Annotated in this window: 14 protein-coding genes; 9 read left to right on the top strand and 5 right to left on the bottom strand. The window is 64.6% G+C overall.

The features are described from left to right. The first annotated feature begins 513 nt into the window (after nucleotides 1–513). Complete coding sequence (locus J1C48_RS11950) at nucleotides 514–1575, top strand: hypothetical protein (protein ID WP_207258079.1); 1062 nt, start codon at nucleotides 514–516, stop codon at nucleotides 1573–1575. Nucleotides 1576–1622: 47 nt separating this feature from the next. On the opposite strand, the gene J1C48_RS11945 is transcribed toward J1C48_RS11950, so the two are convergent. Continuing rightward, nucleotides 1623–2858: a DUF6030 family protein gene (locus tag J1C48_RS11945; RefSeq protein WP_207258078.1), complete on the bottom strand. Its 1236-nt coding sequence runs from the start codon at nucleotides 2856–2858 to the stop codon at nucleotides 1623–1625. Between the two features lie 178 nt (nucleotides 2859–3036). Here J1C48_RS11945 and J1C48_RS11940 point away from each other — a divergent pair, with 178 nt between their 5' ends. Next, complete coding sequence (locus J1C48_RS11940; RefSeq protein ID WP_207258077.1) at nucleotides 3037–3504, top strand: tRNA (cytidine(34)-2'-O)-methyltransferase; 468 nt, start codon at nucleotides 3037–3039, stop codon at nucleotides 3502–3504. 44 nt (nucleotides 3505–3548) lie between these two features. On the opposite strand, the gene J1C48_RS11935 is transcribed toward J1C48_RS11940, so the two are convergent. Beyond that, entirely contained in the window at nucleotides 3549–3815 is a 267-nt protein-coding gene (locus J1C48_RS11935; RefSeq protein ID WP_207258123.1) for a hypothetical protein, read from the bottom strand. A 209-nt stretch (nucleotides 3816–4024) separates the two neighbouring features. Between J1C48_RS11935 and hemF the strand changes: the two genes are divergently transcribed. Next, the gene (hemF, locus tag J1C48_RS11930; protein ID WP_207258076.1) at nucleotides 4025–4942 is read left to right on the top strand and encodes an oxygen-dependent coproporphyrinogen oxidase; all 918 of its coding nucleotides are present in this window, start codon (nucleotides 4025–4027) and stop codon (nucleotides 4940–4942) included. A gap of 183 nt (nucleotides 4943–5125) precedes the next feature. Further along, nucleotides 5126–5323, top strand: a complete 198-nt coding sequence (locus J1C48_RS11925; protein WP_207258075.1) for a hypothetical protein — start codon at nucleotides 5126–5128, stop codon at nucleotides 5321–5323. Between the two features lie 221 nt (nucleotides 5324–5544). On the opposite strand, the gene J1C48_RS11920 is transcribed toward J1C48_RS11925, so the two are convergent. The 3 genes from J1C48_RS11920 to J1C48_RS11910 are packed head-to-tail and all read right to left on the bottom strand — an operon-like array spanning nucleotide 5545 to nucleotide 8020. Beyond that, nucleotides 5545–6804 carry a CCA tRNA nucleotidyltransferase gene (locus J1C48_RS11920; protein WP_207258074.1) on the bottom strand — a complete coding sequence of 420 codons (1260 nt, stop codon included), beginning with the start codon at nucleotides 6802–6804 and terminating at the stop codon, nucleotides 5545–5547. Then, a complete protein-coding gene (locus J1C48_RS11915; RefSeq protein ID WP_425523499.1) occupies nucleotides 6801–7454 on the bottom strand; it encodes a CoA pyrophosphatase in 654 nt (217 codons plus the stop codon). The genes J1C48_RS11920 and J1C48_RS11915 overlap by 4 nt, the downstream gene beginning before the upstream one ends. Then, the gene (locus J1C48_RS11910) at nucleotides 7451–8020 is read right to left on the bottom strand and encodes a DUF1285 domain-containing protein (protein WP_207258073.1); all 570 of its coding nucleotides are present in this window, start codon (nucleotides 8018–8020) and stop codon (nucleotides 7451–7453) included. The genes J1C48_RS11915 and J1C48_RS11910 overlap by 4 nt, the downstream gene beginning before the upstream one ends. Before the next feature lie 215 nt (nucleotides 8021–8235). On the opposite strand from J1C48_RS11910, the gene J1C48_RS11905 reads away from it, so the two are divergent. The 5 genes from J1C48_RS11905 to J1C48_RS11885 all read left to right on the top strand — a co-directional run bounded on the left by J1C48_RS11905 (nucleotide 8236) and on the right by J1C48_RS11885 (nucleotide 17202). Then, nucleotides 8236–9243 carry an AAA family ATPase gene (locus J1C48_RS11905; protein ID WP_207258072.1) on the top strand — a complete coding sequence of 336 codons (1008 nt, stop codon included), beginning with the start codon at nucleotides 8236–8238 and terminating at the stop codon, nucleotides 9241–9243. Nucleotides 9244–9262: 19 nt separating this feature from the next. Further along, nucleotides 9263–10174 (top strand): DUF58 domain-containing protein, encoded by a 912-nt coding sequence (locus J1C48_RS11900; protein WP_207258071.1) that lies wholly within the window; start codon nucleotides 9263–9265, stop codon nucleotides 10172–10174. Continuing rightward, nucleotides 10171–13023: a DUF4159 domain-containing protein gene (locus tag J1C48_RS11895; protein ID WP_207258070.1), complete on the top strand. Its 2853-nt coding sequence runs from the start codon at nucleotides 10171–10173 to the stop codon at nucleotides 13021–13023. The genes J1C48_RS11900 and J1C48_RS11895 overlap by 4 nt, the downstream gene beginning before the upstream one ends. Beyond that, on the top strand, nucleotides 13020–15104 hold the full coding sequence (locus J1C48_RS11890) for a hypothetical protein (RefSeq protein WP_207258069.1): 2085 nt from the start codon (nucleotides 13020–13022) through the stop codon (nucleotides 15102–15104). Before J1C48_RS11895 ends, J1C48_RS11890 begins: the two co-directional genes overlap by 4 nt. A 289-nt stretch (nucleotides 15105–15393) precedes the next feature. Continuing rightward, nucleotides 15394–17202: a bifunctional diguanylate cyclase/phosphodiesterase gene (locus J1C48_RS11885; RefSeq protein WP_207258068.1), complete on the top strand. Its 1809-nt coding sequence runs from the start codon at nucleotides 15394–15396 to the stop codon at nucleotides 17200–17202. Nucleotides 17203–17375 lie beyond the last annotated feature (173 nt).

Here is a 17375-nt window from a genome sequence, read left to right as displayed (position 1 = left end):
CGGACCGCGACAGCGCACTCCGCCGGATCGCCGTCGTCGCTGCGCCGGATTCGCGGTCGCGGCGATAGCTGTCCCTCGCACCGCTCATAGCGGACACAGGGCAGGATCACGACGCTCCCCTCTCCGGCCCTAATCTCATTGGTCCGCCCGTCTCGGACCCAACGCGCCGTCGCGCATTGCACAACCGCATTTGGACCGGCCGTTTCCTGGTCGGCCGACCCTCGTCGAAAATTTAGGATCACGCCCATTCGTTTCACCTCGTCAACGTGCCGCGCCATGACTGTCTCTCGGCGGATGGATGAGTGCTCACAGCGCACCCGACCAGAGTTAACAGGTTGCTAAGAAATCTTGCGTAAACCTATCCAAAATCTTTAGAAACGTCCCTTCGTGATGTTGCGGCACCGCTTCGAAATGCCCTGTGATCAAATTCACGCAACGGCGCGGTTGGGTGGATGCGAGCAGGGCAGCGTGTCCGAGCTTCGGCAGGGCTCAGAGCAGGTTGAGCGGAGCGCCATGGCCGACAAGATGCCACGCATCTTCCGTACGCTCGAGACCCGGCAGGGACGCCATGCCTTCGACACGATCGTTAAGGCGGCGGTCGCCGGCTATCTCGATCTGCGCCGGCCCGGCGCGAGCCACAGTGCCGAATTTTCCCGCCTGATCACGTCGACCTGGGACAAGCTGTCAGTCGAAACCAAGCGCGACTTGGCGATCGCCCTCGCAAACAAACCCGATCTCCCCCGCGCCATCGTCACGCTGATCCTGGCCGAGCCGGCGGACATTTCGGCGCCATTCCTATTTTCGAGTCCCTGTCTGACCGAACACGACGCGGCCTTGCTCAACAGCCGGCACACCGCTCGCGAAGATCGTGGCGCGCGCGACAAGCGGCCCGCTGCAACGACGGCAATGCGATCTCGCCCCGCTGCGCGACAGGAACAGGAAACGGGCGACAGCGGCGGCGCCGAAGCGCCACTGCGCAGCGCGGCGGCAGCCCGCGACGCGCTGCGGGCCCTTGCCAGCCGCAGGACCGGCGGCGCCACAAAGGCGGGGAAGGCGACGACGTCCGAACGCTTGCAGCCGCCGCCCGCCGGCGAAGCCTCGCTCACCCTGACACATGAAGGCCTGATGGCCGCCGCCCGCAGCGGCGCGAGGGAGCGGTGTCTGGCGACGATCGCGGCAATGCTGTCGCTGCCCAAAGCCGCCGCGGATCAGCTGTGGCGCGACGAGCACGGACACTCCCTCGCCGCCGCCTTGAAGCTTTTAGGGCTGCAAACTGGGGATACGATGAGCATCGCGATGCTCGTTCACGAGACCGCCGGCCGCGACATCACCGCCTTTGAGGATCTGCGCCGGTTCTTTCGCGCCATCACCGTCGAAGACTGCTGCCGCGAACTCGGCCTTCCGCTGCGTTCAATCGCCCCTGCAGGCCACAACCCGGCCCCCCATCAGCCTCTCCACGCCGAGGATGGCGGCGCCGGCTATCGAGTCGCGTCGAGCCACCGGCCTGTCGCCTTTGGTCGCCGCCGGAACGCCCCGAGCACGGCAACGGTCAACACCTCCGGACGCAAGCGCTGACGCATCGGGCTTTGTGCGTTCTGTCGGACGCAGGCATCGGCCCGGCCTCATGGTTGTGTTTGCGGAGGCAACGGCGTTCCTTCTGCCGGAGCGCCAGCCTGTGGGTCCGTATCCAAGTTCGGCGCCGGCACCGGCACCGCCGGCGGCGCCTGTTCGGCCTCTCGGAACGCTGATTCCTGTCGATATTTGCGCGAATCCGGGAAGATGATGATCAGATTGTACTGCCAGCCCGGACTGTCCTCACGGCTGAACTTCAGCCGGGTTCCCAGTTGCGTTCGATCGAAGGGATAGAGCTGGGCCAAATCAGTGAGCATGCCGTCCGGCGGTTGCCACTGCAAAACATCGAACAGCTTTCCCGTCAGCATCGACAAGCGCGTGGCGCCGCGTTTCGCCTTTGACTCACCGTCGGCGATCAATTTGATGCGCAGGCTGCCGATCGTGTCCTTCTCGGCGCCTCGGGCAATGACGAAGAGCTGCGGCTCCGTCGGCAGCTTCGGCACGTAGACGGCATTTTGATCGGGGACGTCGGCCCCATCCTCGACGTCCTTCTCGACGACGCGCGTGCCATCCAGATTGCCGGTCGCATCGCACTCCCATTGCCCTTTGAGAGCCGGGCTTTCATGCCACTGCATGAGACCCTTGGTCGGATCGACCGCCTTGCAGAGCCGCTTGGGATCGGTCATCGCCAGGCGCACGAAGGTCTGGGCGGTGTCAGGCTCGGGCGGCGACAGCAGGATCGGGGCGACGGACGACGCCGCCTGCGGCCGCGCCGCACCGCCTTTGCCGCCGGCAGCGTCCGGCGACGGGATGTCGTCGCCGAAGATCCCGCCGGTCGCGGCCGCGCGGTGCAGCTGTTCGACGACTTCGTCCCCGGCGTCGGTGTTGAGAAACAGCGCCGCAGCGCCCGCCGCGATGAACAGCGCGACCAGGCAAAGCCGCGTTGCCAAACCAGCCGTCTCGCCGAGCAGCAGCCGTTTGCCGGATTGACGCTCGGCTGCGGCCGGCCCGGTCCAGTGAGTGGCGGCCGACGGCGGCTTGGCCTTGCCGGCCCGGCGACGCGAACCGCGTTTGACAAGCGCTGCTGCCAGCTTCGTTAAGACGGCGGCGCGACCCGCAACGGCGATGACTTTAACCTTGACGGTCGCTCCACCCGACCTGACCGACGCCAGCGCCATCGCCAACCGGCGTCGCAGATCAAGCGCGCGCGCCGTCGCCGGGATCGTCCGCGCTCGCTGCCGGGCACGGCCAAGCAGCGCCGCGAAGGCCGCGACCGGCATCTGCATCCGTCGTCTTGGTCTATCCGCCCGCAATCTCGCTGTGTGCCCATGGTTGCCGCACGACCCGTTGCAGCGGCCGGAGCGGCCGATGCCGCCAAGACTGACCGGTCGCGCGCAAATTTGGTATGAGCGGCCTCTATAGCCAAACATTACGACAAGATGCCCGTTTTCTGAAGGAGGGCCGATGTGCCCGTCGATCGTGCTCTACCAACCGGACATCGCCGGCAACACCGGAACCATCCTTCGTCTTGCCGCCTGTTTCGGCCTGACCGTCGAACTCATCGAGCCGGCCGGCTTCGACAGCTCCGACCGGGCGCTGAAACGGGCCGGCATGGACTATGCGGCGATGGCGACCCTCAAACGCCACGTCGATTGGAGCGCCTTCCTCGCCGATTGCGAGCAACGGCCAGGCCGTATCGTTCTCTTGACGACAAAAGCGACGACGACCTACAGCGACTTCGTCTTCCAAGAAAACGACAGGCTGCTCTTCGGCCGCGAAAGCGCCGGCGTTCCCGATGATGTCCATGCCAGAGCCGATGCGCGCCTGACGATCCCGATGGCGGCGGGCGCCCGCTCACTCAATCTTGCCGTTTCGGCGGGGATCGTCGCCGCCGAAGCGATGCGCCAGGGCGGCTGGTTGCTCGACGCTTAAGCGTCGTCGCCCGCTTGGCGGCAAATGTCTCGAATGCTCGCGCCTCAATCGGCCGTCGGCAAACGGCGCATGGTGAACTCGATCCGCTGGTCGGGAAGCTGCCGCCAGCTTTCGACCTGCGTCCAATAGGCGGCCTTCGGATATTTCTTGAACCACTCGCGCGCTTTTTGGCGAGCCGCTGCCCGCTCCATGGTAAAGGTCTCGCGGACAAAATTGTCGTGCGTCGCTCGGGCCTCGCCGGCGCGTTGCTCACGGCGACGCAAAAGCTGGCGCTTCAATCCGTCGAGCGGTGGCCGGCCGAGCGGGGACATGGGGACTCCGGATGAATGCGGGTTCTTATCAATCTGTCTTGCAGATAGTGTCTCGGTGAAGAGATAACGAATCGAAAAGGCTCGGTGGCGTTCCGCCCGTTCGCGCAATGATCCGGCCCGTTCGCCGCCGCTGATGCGGGTGGTCGGGCTGCCACGGCGCCGGGCGTGAAAACACCGCAGACGATCGAGAACAGACGGGCAAGTCCAGCATGGAACGACCAGAACTGCCGAAAGGCCTGCCGGAGGACATCGAGCACAAAAAGGCGATGGCGCGGGCCTGGTTCGAAGCGCTACGCGACCGCATCTGCATCGCCTTCGAGACGCTGGAGGACGAATTCGGCGAGGCAATATCGGACACGCCGGGCCGCTTCGAGCGGACCGAATGGTTCCGCGATGGCGAGGTTGGCGGCGGTGGCGGCGGTGTCATGTCGATGATGCGCGGCCGGCTGTTCGAGAAGGTCGGCGTGCATGTCTCCACGGTTCATGGCGAATTCTCACCGGAATTCCGCAAGCAGATTCCAGGCGCCGAGGAAGACCCGACCTTCTGGGCCTCGGGCATTTCGCTGATCGCTCATCTGCACAATCCGAACATTCCGGCCGTACATCTGAACACCCGCATGGTGGTAACGACTCGCCAGTGGTTCGGCGGCGGTGCCGATCTGACGCCGACCCTCGATCGCCGCCGCACTCAGGACGACGAAGACTCCCTCGCCTTTCACCGGGCGCTGAAATTCGTCTGCGACCGCCACCGCCGCGTTGCCGATTACGACAAGCTGAAGGAGTGGTGCGACGAGTATTTCTACCTGCCTCACCGCAACGAGGCGCGCGGCATCGGCGGCATCTTCTATGATTGGCTGCATTCGGCCGACGATGCCGGCGGCTGGGACGAGGACTTCGCCTTTACCAGAGACGTCGGCAAGGCGTTCCTGGTCGTCTATCCGCATATCGTCCGGCAGAACGCGCCGCTGCCTTGGACCGAGGAGGATCGCGAGGAACAACTCATCCGTCGCGGACGCTATGTCGAATACAATCTGCTTTACGATCGCGGCACGCTGTTTGGCCTGAAGACCGGCGGCAACGTCCAATCGATCCTGTCCTCGATGCCGCCGGTGGTGAAGTGGCCATAGAGCGCCATGCGAGGGCCGGCATCAGACGTCGACCCGTGCCGCCCCACAGCCGCGTGCAGCCGATTCGACGACGTCGAAGACCGTCGTCAGCCACGCAAATATTCGTTATGTGATTGAACCAATATAATTTTCTCGCCGTTTTCCCCCTATATAATGAACAGAAAGATAATGGGAGGAACGACGATGTACGAACTTGATTGCAGCGCGGTTTTTTCCGGTAGCCGCCGGGTGATCCGATCCGACAGCCAGGCCGGCGTGATCCGCAAGGCGATCGCCCAAGCCAACGCGCTTGGGATCGAGCGTGTCAGTCCGTCGATGATGGATTCGTTTCGCGAGAAGATGGTCGAACGTCCGGAAGCAGCGACCGAACACGCGGCGTGAACCGCGATCTTGCCTGCAATAACAAGAACGGGCGGCGCTGAAACGGCGCCGCCCGTTCTTGTTAAACGCGACGCCCGCCGGGGCGAACTTGGGCCGCTCGATTTTAGAGCGCCCTGCGTCTGATCGGACGCAGAAAGGTCGCTCTCACCCTTTGAATCGACGCATCGTGCTTTGCCGAAAATCGATTCCGATTGTCGGGCCGATGCTGGAGCATTTGCGCCTCAATCGCCCTGCGTTTCCGGCGAGGTGGAAGCGGCAAGAAGATCTTCCCGCCCGAGAGTGAATCCGCTTTTCACCCAGATCTGCTTCAGGCGGTCGATTTCCTTTCCGAGCACCGGACCCGACCTGAAACCCTTCGCCAGAAGATCCTCCCCTTTCAGCGGAAAGCTCGGAGCTGTGAAAGTGTTGACCGTCGCCAGCCGCGCCGTGAGCTTGGCCACCGTTTCGAGCGCCGCTGGATCGCCAGCCACCTTACCCTGAGCCTTGGCCAGAGCGAGCCGCAGCCGGTCCTCGCTCGCCTGCCGGTTGCCGAGGAAGAGCCGCGCCTTCAGCATCCGGTCGCTTTCGTCCGGATCAGGCTCCGGTTCGTTGGCAAAGGCGAGCAGCCGATCGCGCTCGTGATTGGCGAGCTTCAAGCGCTGGGACAGAGCGCTGAGACGGGCCGGGTCCGGCGGAACGATCGCCATCAGCCGCAGCAGCGCGTCGGGCGCCCAGCCGCGGACCCGTTCGGTTTCCACAAGGGCGTGGATGTCATCAATGCCCCAGCGCTCGCTTTCCGGCAGCGCCACCGTCAAGGCGCCGGTCTGGCGCATCCATAAGAGCGCCCGCGAGGGATCGGGCGCCGCAAGCAGCTTGCGCATCTCGTTCCAGACACGCTCGGCCGAGAGCTTCGTCAGCCCATCCTTCAGCCGGGTAGCCGCGCGCAGCCCGTCGGCGTCCGGCCGTCCACGGCCGTACCAGGCGAAAAACCGGAAGAAGCGCAGGATCCGCAGCCGGTCCTCCAGGATCCGCTGCTCGGCGTCGCCAATGAAGCGCAGCATGCCGCGCTCGAGATCCGCCAGCCCGCCGACGAGATCGAGAACCCGACCTTCACGGTCGGCATAAAGCGCGTTGATGGTGAAATCCCGCCGCTCGGCATCGGCCTGCCAGTCGCGACCGAAGGTGACGACGGCATGGCGCCCATCGGTCTCGATGTCGCGCCGCAAGGTCGTCACCTCATAGGGCCGGCCGTCGGAAACGACGGTGACCGTGCCATGGGCAATGCCGGTCGGCACGGTCTTGAGACCGATCGCCTCGGCCCGCCGGATGGTCTCTTCGGGCCGCGTGGTGGTGGCGATGTCGATGTCGGTGACGGGGCGATCCATCAGCGTGTTGCGCACCGCGCCGCCGACGACCCGCGCCTCGTCGTCCCCTTCGCCCAGCGCCACGAGCAGCGCCTGAAGCCTCTCGTCCTTGACCCAAGCGGCCGAAATCTGCGTCATGCATAAAACCGTTCGTAGAGTGTTCGCAAAATCCCGGCGGTCACGCCCCAGATGAAGCGCTCGCCATAGGGCATGGTGTAGTAGTGCCGGGTCAGCCCGTCGAACATCCGGCTTTCCTGCCGGTGATTGGCGGCGTCCATCAGAAAGCCGAGCGGCACTTCGAAGACATCCGCCACCTCGCCGGGGTTTGGGCGAAGCGTGAAGCCGGGCGAGACGATGGCAAGCACCGGCGTGATGCAGAACCCGGTCGTCGTCAGATAGCGCGGCAGCCGGCCGATCGGCTCGACATAGGCCGGATCGAGCGTGATCTCCTCCAACGCCTCGCGCAGCGCCGCGGCTTCGGGCGAAGCGTCCTGGGGATCGATCGCGCCGCCGGGAAAGGCGATCTGGCCGGAGTGCTTGCGCAACGATCGGGTCCGCGTGGTCAGGATCACCGTTGCCGCGTCGCCGCGATCGACCACCGGCACCAGCACCGCCGCCTCACGCGAATGCACCTGTGTCATCTCAGCGACGAGATCGGGATTGAGGCGATGATCGCCCAGCTCACGCGTCGGCGCGTCTCCGGCTCGAGCCGCCGCATCCGCCGCGAGCCGTCGGCGCAAATCCGCGGCCGTCAAACCGGTGACAAGACCGCCGGACACCACGCTCACGTCTTGCCTCCCGAAATCCTGAAACGCGCTCCGCCGGAGGCGATGAACCAGCCGGCCTCGTCCGTCTCGATAAAATCTGTGAGATCAATGGCAAGCGCGCGGGTCAACGCCGCCTCCAAGCGGCCGCGCACGAGAACATAGGGGCGAAATGCCTCACCCTCTTCCTCGGCGAAGCGGATCGGGTGCGCCGGCCCCGCCGTCACGACGTCGCCGACATCGGTCCGGAAGGTCAATGTCGGCGCGCCATCGATGATTTCGCGGCTCATCTCGACGGCGATGAACGGCGCATCCTCAACCGTGACCCCCAGCTTTTCGACCGGCGTAACCAGATAGGTCCGCCCATCGGCATCCTTGCGCAAGACCGAGGAGAACAGCCGCTTCAGCGCTTCGCGGCGAATCGGCGACCCCTGATAGAGCCACATCCCGTCGGCGCGGATAAGCATGTCGATGTCGCCGCAGAAATTTGGATTCCAATGGTCAACGGGCGGAGCCCCGCGTCCGGCCCGCTCGGCCCGCGAGATCAGCGCCGAAAGGCTCACCGCATTCTTAGAAGCTTGATTCGTCATGCGTTCTGTCTTGCCAAAGGATCGACCCTGCCGGTCGGCACGGTCTCATTTTCGCCCGTCTTCTTCCTCACGAAATAGTTGGCCGTTCGGCGCTTGCCACCAGGACTCGCGATCGTATTGATTGATCGACGGGTTCGCTCCCATAAGCTACTCGCGAAGGCCGCGCCGCGAAATGGCGCCCCTGTTTGGCCTCGACGCAGAGGAGACCACCATTCATGACGATTCTCGCTCCGCATGAGCCCGCTCTCTCGGATGACGCCATCGTCGCGATGGCCGAGGCGGCGCTCAGCGACATCGCCCGGGTAAAGGCGTCGGTCGGCCGGGTGATTTTCGGACAGGAAAGCGTCGTCGAACAGACGATCATCGCCATTCTCGGCAGCGGCCATGCCCTGCTTGTCGGCGTGCCGGGCCTTGCCAAGACCAAGCTGGTCGAGACACTCGGCGTCGCCATGGGCCTCGACGCCCGCCGCATCCAGTTTACGCCCGATCTGATGCCGTCGGACATCATCGGCACCGAGGTGATGGATCAGGACGAGACCGGGCGCCGCTCGTTTCGCTATGTCAAAGGCCCGGTCTTTGCCCAGCTGTTGATGGCCGACGAGATCAATCGCGCGTCGCCGCGCACCCAGTCGGCGCTCTTGCAGGCGATGCAGGAATATCATGTGACCGTCGCCGGCGAGCGCTATGATCTGCCGGCACCGTTCCATGTGCTGGCAACGCAGAACCCGCTGGAGCAGGAAGGCACCTATCCGCTGCCCGAAGCCCAGCTCGATCGCTTCCTGATGCAGGTTGACGTGCATTATCCGGATCTCGCCTCGGAGCGGCGCATCCTGCTCGAATCCGGCGGCGCCAACGATCATGCCGAGCCGGTGCTGTCCGCCGATCGGCTGCGCGACATTCAGGCGCTGGTGCGCCGGATGCCGGTGCCCGAAAGCGTCGTCGAGACGATCCTCAAGCTGGTGCGCTCGGCTCGGCCTGGGAGCGGCCATAAGGAGGCCGACACCCATATCGCCTGGGGACCGGGCCCCCGCGCCTCGCAATCGCTGATGACCTGCGTCAGGGCGCGCGCGCTCTATGATGGCCGGCTGGCGCCCTCCGTCGACGACGTCATGGCGCTTGCCGAGCCGATCCTGCAGCACCGCATGGCGCTGAATTTCGCCGCGCGGGCCGAGGGCATGAGCGTGCGCGACGTGATCGCAGCCCTCACACGCGACGCCGCATGATCGCGACAGGACTGGCTTGATGCCGATCGGTTCCACCGTCGAACTCACCAAGGCTTCCGATGCGCTGGGTCGCGCCCGCCAACGCGCGGCGCTGATGCCCGATCTCCTGGTCGAGGCGCGGCGCATCGTCTCGACGGTGATCGCTGGCTGGCATGGCCGCCGCCGCCGTGGCATCGGCGAAAATTTCTGGCAGTTCCGCCCCTTCGTCGACGGCGAACAGGTCGCGCGGATCGACTGGCGCCGCTCAGCCCGAGACGACCATCTCTATCTGCGCGACCGCGAATGGGAGGCGGCCCACACGGTCTGGCTCTGGGCCGACCCATCGTCGTCGATGCGCTATCAGTCTGCGGCCGCGCCGGTGTCGAAGGAGTCGCGCGCGCTGGTTCTGGTTCTGGCTTTGGCCGAGCTTTTGTCGCGTTCGGGCGAACGGATCGGCTATCCGGGCGTAATCGAGCCGATCGCCGCCCGCAATGCCGCCGAGCGGCTCGCCGGCGCTTTGATGAACGCCCGGCCTGACGACCGCTTTCCGCCGGACGATCGCCTGCGCCGCTTTTCGGAGATCGTCATGATCAGCGATTGCCTCGATCCGATCGACGAGATCATCGGCTTCGTTGACCGCGTTGCGCGGCGCGGCATTCGCGGCCATCTGGTGATGGTCGCCGATCCCGCCGAGGAAACCTTTCCCTATGTCGGCCGCACCGAGTTTCGCGATCCCGAAAGCGGCGGCCGCTTGACCGCCGGCCGGGCCGAAACTCTGAAAGCCGAGTACACGCAGCTTTACGACGCGCACCGCACGGTGCTGTCCGAGCATTGCCGCCGACTCGGTTGGAGCTTCATTCCCCATCGTACCGACCGTCTCGCCTCCGAGGCGCTGGTCTCGCTCCACACCCAGCTGGCCGGTGTGCCCCAGGCCACGGGGCATCGCTCGTGATCGGGGGCCTGTCGCTTGCCTTCGGAGCGCCCTTCGTTCTTGCCGGCCTGCTCGCGCTTCCCGTCATCTGGTGGCTGTTGAAGCTGACGCCGCCGCGCCCGCAGGTCGAGGCGTTTCCACCGCTGCGCATCCTGCAACGCGTTCTCAAGACCGAGGAGACGCCGTCGAAAAGCCCGTGGTGGCTGACGCTCCTGCGTTTGCTCTTGGCCGCTCTCGTCATCTTCGCGCTCGCCGCGCCGACGCTCAATCCGCGCGAGACAGTGATCAGCGGCTCCGGCCCGGTAGCGCTGTTGGTCGACAATGGCTGGTCCTCCGGCGCAAACTGGGACGCCCGGCGCAAGGCGGCCGAAGCAATCATCCGGCAGGCCGGCGAGACCGGCCGCCCCGTCGCCCTCGCCTTCACCGCCGAAGGGCCGGACAACGACCCGGCGCCGATCGAGGCCGCCACAGCGCTCGAACGGCTGGCTGCCGTCGGCCCCCGCCCCATTCCAACCCATCGGCTCGAGGCGGCCAAGCGTCTCGCCACGGCCCTCTCCGGCCAGACGCCCGGCACTCTCGTCTTTTTGTCCGACGGTCTCGATAGCGCCGACGCCCAGGAGGCCGCGACGACGCTCGCGGCACTCTCACCAGCGCAGACGGTCGTCTACGAGCCAGACATCGCCAATGTCATCGGCCTGACCAAGGCCGACAATTCGACCGAGTCGCTGATCGTCTCGGCGGTGCGCCCGGCGGGCGAACCTGACCGGCCCTTCACCTTGGTCGCCCGCGATTCTCAATCGCGCGAGGTCGGCACCGCACCGGTCACCTTCGACACCGCGAAGGGCACCGGCGAAGCCCGCTTCGACATCCCGGTCGAAATGCGCAACGACATCGCCCGGATCGAGGTCGAGGGCGCAGCGACCGCCGGCGCGGTGCGCCTTCTCGACGATTCCTTCCGCCGCCGGCGCGTGGCGCTGGTGTCCGGCGAGTCCGCCGACGATGCGCAGCCTCTACTCTCGCCGCTCTATTACATCTCCCGCGCGCTCCAGCCCTACGCCGATCTCGTGCGTCCCTCGACCGCTGATCTTGCCAAGGCGATCCCCGAGCTGTTGCAGCGCAAGCCTTCGGTCGTCGTTCTCGCCGATATCGGCGTCGTACCGGAGACGGCCCGCACCGCGCTTGAGAAATTCGTCAATGACGGCGGCTATCTGGTGCGCTTTGCCGGGCCGCGCCTTGCCGCGACCACCGGTGAGGATCCGCTGGTGCCGGTGCGGTTGCGGGCCGGCGAGCGGCAGCTCGGCGGCGCGATGTCCTGGTCGGAACCGCAAAAACTCGCGGCGATGAGCGACACCAGTCCCTTTGCCGGCATCGCGGTACCAGACGACGTCACCGTATCGCGCCAGATCCTCGCCGAACCCTCGGCTGATCTTGCCAAGCACACCTGGGCGAGCCTCACCGACGGCACGCCGCTCGTCACCGCCCGGCAGCAGGGCGCCGGCACGATCGTCCTGTTCCACGTCACCGCCGAGGCCACCTGGTCGAACCTGCCGATTTCCGGCGCCTTCGTCTCGATGCTGCGCCGGATCGTCAGCCTGTCGCGGGCCAATGCCGGCGGGACGCAGGGCAAATCCGCGGCCGAGAGCCTGCCACCCTACCGGCTGCTCGACGGCACCGGCCGGCTGGTCTCGCCAGGCCCCGAAGCCCAGCCGCTCACCGTCACCGCCAAAGGCCAGGCGCCGGTGACGCTGCAAAATCCGCCGGGGCTTTACGGCGGTGAGGACGGCTATGTGGCCCACAATCTGCTCGCGGCCGATGCCGAGCTCAAGCCGCTCGCCGCAAAGGATTTCGGCGCCGCCGTCGATCAGCGCCCCTATCTCAACCAGGACAGTCTGGATCTCAGGCCCTGGCTGTTTGCGGCAGCGCTGGTGCTCTTTGCGCTCGATGCGCTCGCTTTGCTTTGGCTGAACGGCGGCTTCGACCGCTTTAAGGAACGCTTCTCTCGCCGTCCGGCAACATCCGCCGCGATCCTGCTCATGGCGCTCGCCGGCGGGGCCATCCTGGCCACCGTCACGGCACCAACCGTCGCCTTGGCGCAGACCATCGAACATTCCGACAAATTCGATGTCGAGCGCGCGATCAAGGCGACAGCCCAGACCCATCTTGCCTATGTCGAAACCGGTGACGCGGCGGAGGACGACAAATCCGAGGCGGGTCTGCGCGGCCTCACACGCTATATCGCCGCCAAGACCGCGCTCGAGCCCGGCGCGCCGATGGGCGTCGACATCACCAAGGACGAACTTGCCTTCTATCCGCTGATCTATTGGCCGATCAGCGCCACCGATCCCATGCCTTCGACCGACGCGATCAGTCGCATCGACGCTTATATGAAACAAGGCGGGACGGTGTTGTTCGACGTTCAGGGCGACACGCTATCGTCCCTCAATGGCGACGTCTCGGCGGGACAACGGCGGCTGCGGGACATTCTCGGCGACCTCGACATCCCCCCCCTGGAGCCGGTCCCGGCCAATCACGTTTTGACCAAGGCGTTTTATATTCTCAACAGCTTTCCCGGCCTCCACGACGACTCGCCGCTCTGGGTGGAATCGCTGGTGCAGGACGCCGATGGCAACAAACGCCCGGCCCGCGGCGGCGACGGCGTCTCCTCGATCATGATCACCGCCAATGATTTCGCCGGCGCCTGGGCGATCGACGACCAGGGCCTGTTTCTCTATCCGACGGATTCCTCCGACCCGCGCCAGCGGGAAATGGCCTATCGGGCGGGGGTCAACATCGTGATGTATGTGCTGACCGGCAACTATAAGGCCGATCAGGTCCATGTGCCGGCGCTCTTGGAAAGGCTTGGCCAATGAGCTGGTCGATCGCCTTCGCCCCGTTCTTTTCCTGGACCATCCTCGTGGCGCTCGCGGTGCCCGCGGCGCTCCTTGCGCTGGCGTTGTTCGTCGCCCGCACGCCGGGCGCGCTGATCCGTATCCTGGCGATCGCGGCGCTGATCCTCGCCCTCGCCAATCCGGTGATCCTGCGCGAAGAGCGCGATCCGATGAAGAGCGTTGTCGCTCTCGTCGTCGATCGCAGCCAGAGCCAGTCAATCGAGAACCGAACCGCCCAAACCGATCAGGAAGAGGCGGCGCTGAAGAAGAGCCTCGCCCGCTTTCCGCAGTTCGACGTGCGCACGGTCGAGGCAAAATCCTCAGGGACACCGTCGAGCGATGCGACCACGGCGCTGTTTGGCGCCCTGTCCGAGACGCTCAAAGACGTCGCCCCCTCGCGGGTTGCCGGGGCGATCATGATCACCGACGGCCAGGTGCATGATATTCCCAAGGATGTCTCGAAACTCGGCTTCGATGCGCCCATTCACGCCCTGATCACCGGCCATGCCGACGAGTTCGACCGGCGCATCGAGGTCACGCGGAGTCCCCGCTTCGGTCTCGTCAATCAGGATCAGCGCCTGACCTATCGGGTAATCGAAGAGGGCAAAGGCGCGGCGCAAGCCCCGGTCCCCGTGCAGGTCTATCTGAATGGCGATCTGATCGCCCGCGAGCAGGCAACGCCCGGGGCCGACGAAGCAGTAACCTTCCAGCTGCCCCGCGCCGGCAAGAATATCCTGGAGCTAACGGTCGCGCGCGATAAAGGCGAGATCACCGGCGTCAACAACAAGGCGATCGCCGTCGTCGATGGCATCCGCGAGAATCTGCGGGTGCTTCTCGTCTCGGGCGAACCCCATGCCGGCGAGCGCACCTGGCGCAATCTGTTGAAGTCCGACGCCGCGGTCGATCTGGTGCATTTCACCATTCTGCGTCCGCCGGAGAAGCAGGACGGCACGCCGATCGACGAACTTTCGCTGATCGCCTTTCCGACCCGCGAGCTGTTCGTGGAAAAGATCCACGACTTCGACCTGATCATCTTCGATCGCTACCAGGAACGCGGCGTCCTGCCCTCGCTTTATTTCGACTACATCGCCCAATATGTCGAAAATGGTGGCGCGATGCTGATCGCCGCCGGACCGGAATATGCCGGCCCCGAAAGCATTGCCAACACGCCGCTGCAGGCCGTTCTGCCGGCACTGCCGACCGGCCAAGTCGAGGAGAAGGCGTTCTATCCGGACGTCTCCGACCTCGGCAAAAAGCATCCCGTCACCCGCAATCTGCCCGGCTCGGACTCGACACCGCCCGACTGGAGCCCCTGGTTCCGCTCCATCGACGTCGATCAGCCGAAAGGCGAGACGGTGATGACCGGGCCAGACAAGAAACCGCTTCTGGTGCTCAATCGCGTCGGCGAAGGCCGGATCGCGCTGCTTCTGTCGGATCAGGAATGGCTCTGGTCGCGCGGCTTCCAAGGCGGCGGCCCGCATGTCGCGCTGTTTCGGCGCCTCGCCCATTGGCTGATGAAAGAGCCGCAGCTCGAGGAGGAATCCCTCGACGCCTCGGCCCGTGGCTCCGATCTCGTCGTTACCCGCCAGACGATCGGCGACGATCCGGGGCCCGCGACGGTGATCACGCCGTCGGGCAAGGCGGTGAAGGTGCCGATGAAAAATGTCAGCTCCGGTCTTTGGGAAGGCGTTTTGAAGACCAACGAGATCGGGCTCTTCCAGGCCGCGAATGGCGATCTGCGGGCGCTTGGCACCGTCGGCCCGGTCAATCCCCGCGAATATCGCGACGCGATCTCCACCACCGCCAAGCTGCAGCCGATCGCCGATGCCAGCCATGGCAGCGTCCGGCGCATCGGCAGCGCGGACACCAGCGATGTCGTCGTGCCGCGGATCGTCCCGATCAGCGGCCGGGCCGATGGCAACGGGCGCGACTGGATCGGCCTGAAGACGACCGATGAGACAATCCTCAAGGGCGTCGATCGCACCCCGCTGTTTGCAGGCTTCCTCGGCCTCGCCGTCCTGCTGCTGGCGCTTTCAGCGACGTGGTACCGGGAGGGACGATGAATGACCGCTGTAACGTTAGATACAATTTATTTTAAAGAAATCGAAATCGGCGTGGCTATGATTTGCTCGCAGGGATCTGCGCTCTTTGTGGAGGCAATATTTCATTTTGCATCCATAAAACTCACGCAACACTGACGTTTCTAGAGTTGGTTATTTTGAAAAGTTCACTAAAAATATGAAATTTCAATAATTTATTCACTTTCTATTGCGTAGACGTCTCGACGACTATTGAAAATTCGCACGAAGGCATTAGGAGAAATCCAGTAGCTGCGTTGCTAAGCGTGTCGGTATGCAAATTTACGAACAACTTCAGGATATGCAGAACGTCGCTCTCGCGGCGATGGCCGATGGTGCGCACTTCGACACCGTCGCCGACATGGTGTGTCGTCAAGCCGAAGCACTCTCGCACGACTCGATCTGCACCATCGCCGTGATCGAGCCGAACGGGCGGATGCGAAGCGTCGCGGCCCCCTCGCTACCGAAAGAATACGCGGCGGCGGTCAACGAACTGACGATCGGCCCGATGGTCGGTTCGTGCGGGAGCGCAGCCTATCATCGCCGTCCGATTCAGGTCACCGATATCGAGACCGATCCCAGATGGGCTTCCTACAAATCGCTGGCTCTGTCGCTCGGGCTGCGGTCCTGCTGGTCGATCCCGATCATGCAGTCGGATGGCAAGGTCGCCGCGACCTTCGCGTTCTATTCCAGAGAAAGCCGGGAAGCGAACAAGATCGAACGTGCGATCGCCCAGACCTGCGTGCATCTTTGCCGGGTCTCGATCGCCTTCGGCGATGTCTTGAAACGCAATTTCACCCTGGCTCATTTCGATCGCCTGAGCGGCCTACCGAACCGCCATCGCTTCGAGGAAACTCTCCTCAGTAAGCTGACGATGCCGGACGGCTTCGGGCTAATCATACTCGACGCCGATCATCTCAAGACAGTCAACGACACATTCGGGCATGCCGCCGGCGACGGGCTGATCGCCGAAATTGCGAAACGCTTGTCTGGCCTACCGCCGGAATTTTCCGCCTATCGAATCGGCAATGACGAATTCGCTGTGCTGCTCGACAATTGCTCGGATCGGCAAGGGCTCGAGGCGATGGCCGAAACGGTTCGCGCTTTGATGACCCGGCCATTCGAAACAAATGGCCACAAGCTGCAACCGTCCCTGTCCATGGGCGGGGCGGTGCGCGGCCTTGATGGGGAAGACAGCCAGGCTCTCCAGCGCAACGCCGATCTCGCGCTCAGTCATGCCAAACAGACCAAGCGCGGCGGGTTTGTCGCCTTCGACTCCGACCTGCGCAACGCCATCACCCGACGACGTGAGACGATCCTGGCGGTCAACGAAGCGCTGGGCGACAAGCGGATCGTCAGCTACTATCAGCCAATCACCGACATCGCCTCCGGCGAAATCCTCGGCCTCGAGGCTCTGGTGCGCATGCGCTGCCCGGACGGGCGAGTCGCGGTGGCGAGCGAGTTCGGTGATGCCTTCATGGATCGGCAGGCCTCGATCGGCATCACCCGGTACATGGTCGAGCAGGCTGCGGCCGACATGGCGCGCTGGCTGGCCCTCGGGATCGAGCCGCAGCGGCTGTCGATCAACCTGTCCAGCGCGGATTTCGCCGAAGACGGATTCTGCAACGATATCATCAATGCCTTCAAGCGTCACGGCGTCCCCCCCAGCAATATCGCCTTTGAGATCACTGAGACCGTGATCATTGAAGGCGGCGCCTACCGCATTGCGCCAATGGTCAGCGCCCTGCATCGCCAAGGCTTTCAACTCGAGCTCGACGATTTCGGCACCGGCTACGCCTCGCTGACCCATCTGCTTGAATTGCCGATCGACGCGATCAAGATCGACAAGTCCTTTATCTCACGCATGGAGAGCGACGCCGGCGGCGGCGCGATCGTCGAGGCGCTGATCAATATCGCCGATCGGATGGGCCTGAAGGTGGTCGCCGAGGGAATCGAACACGCCAGCCAGGCCCAACGCCTTTTGGGCTACGGCTGCAAACTCGGACAGGGCTACTATTTCGGCGCACCGGCCGATGCGGCGACAACCGAACAGCGCCTCATCGACACCCACGCGCTGTTCTAGAGCGCCCGGCGTCCTATCGGACGTAGAAAGGTCGCTCTGACCCTTTGGATCGACGCACCGGCCCGAAAATCGATTCCGATTTTCGGGCCGGTGCTGTAGAGCGCCGTGCGTGCGATGGGACGCACACAGACAGGATCCGCACTCTGATGGAGTCGAGCATCGGGCTCTCCCGT

The sequence above is a fragment of the Jiella flava genome (assembly GCF_017349315.1).
GTDB classification, from domain to species: domain Bacteria; phylum Pseudomonadota; class Alphaproteobacteria; order Rhizobiales; family Rhizobiaceae; genus Jiella; species Jiella flava.
The sequence above is the reverse complement of the archived record's forward strand: the minus strand, read 5'-3'. Positions and strand labels throughout refer to the sequence as shown.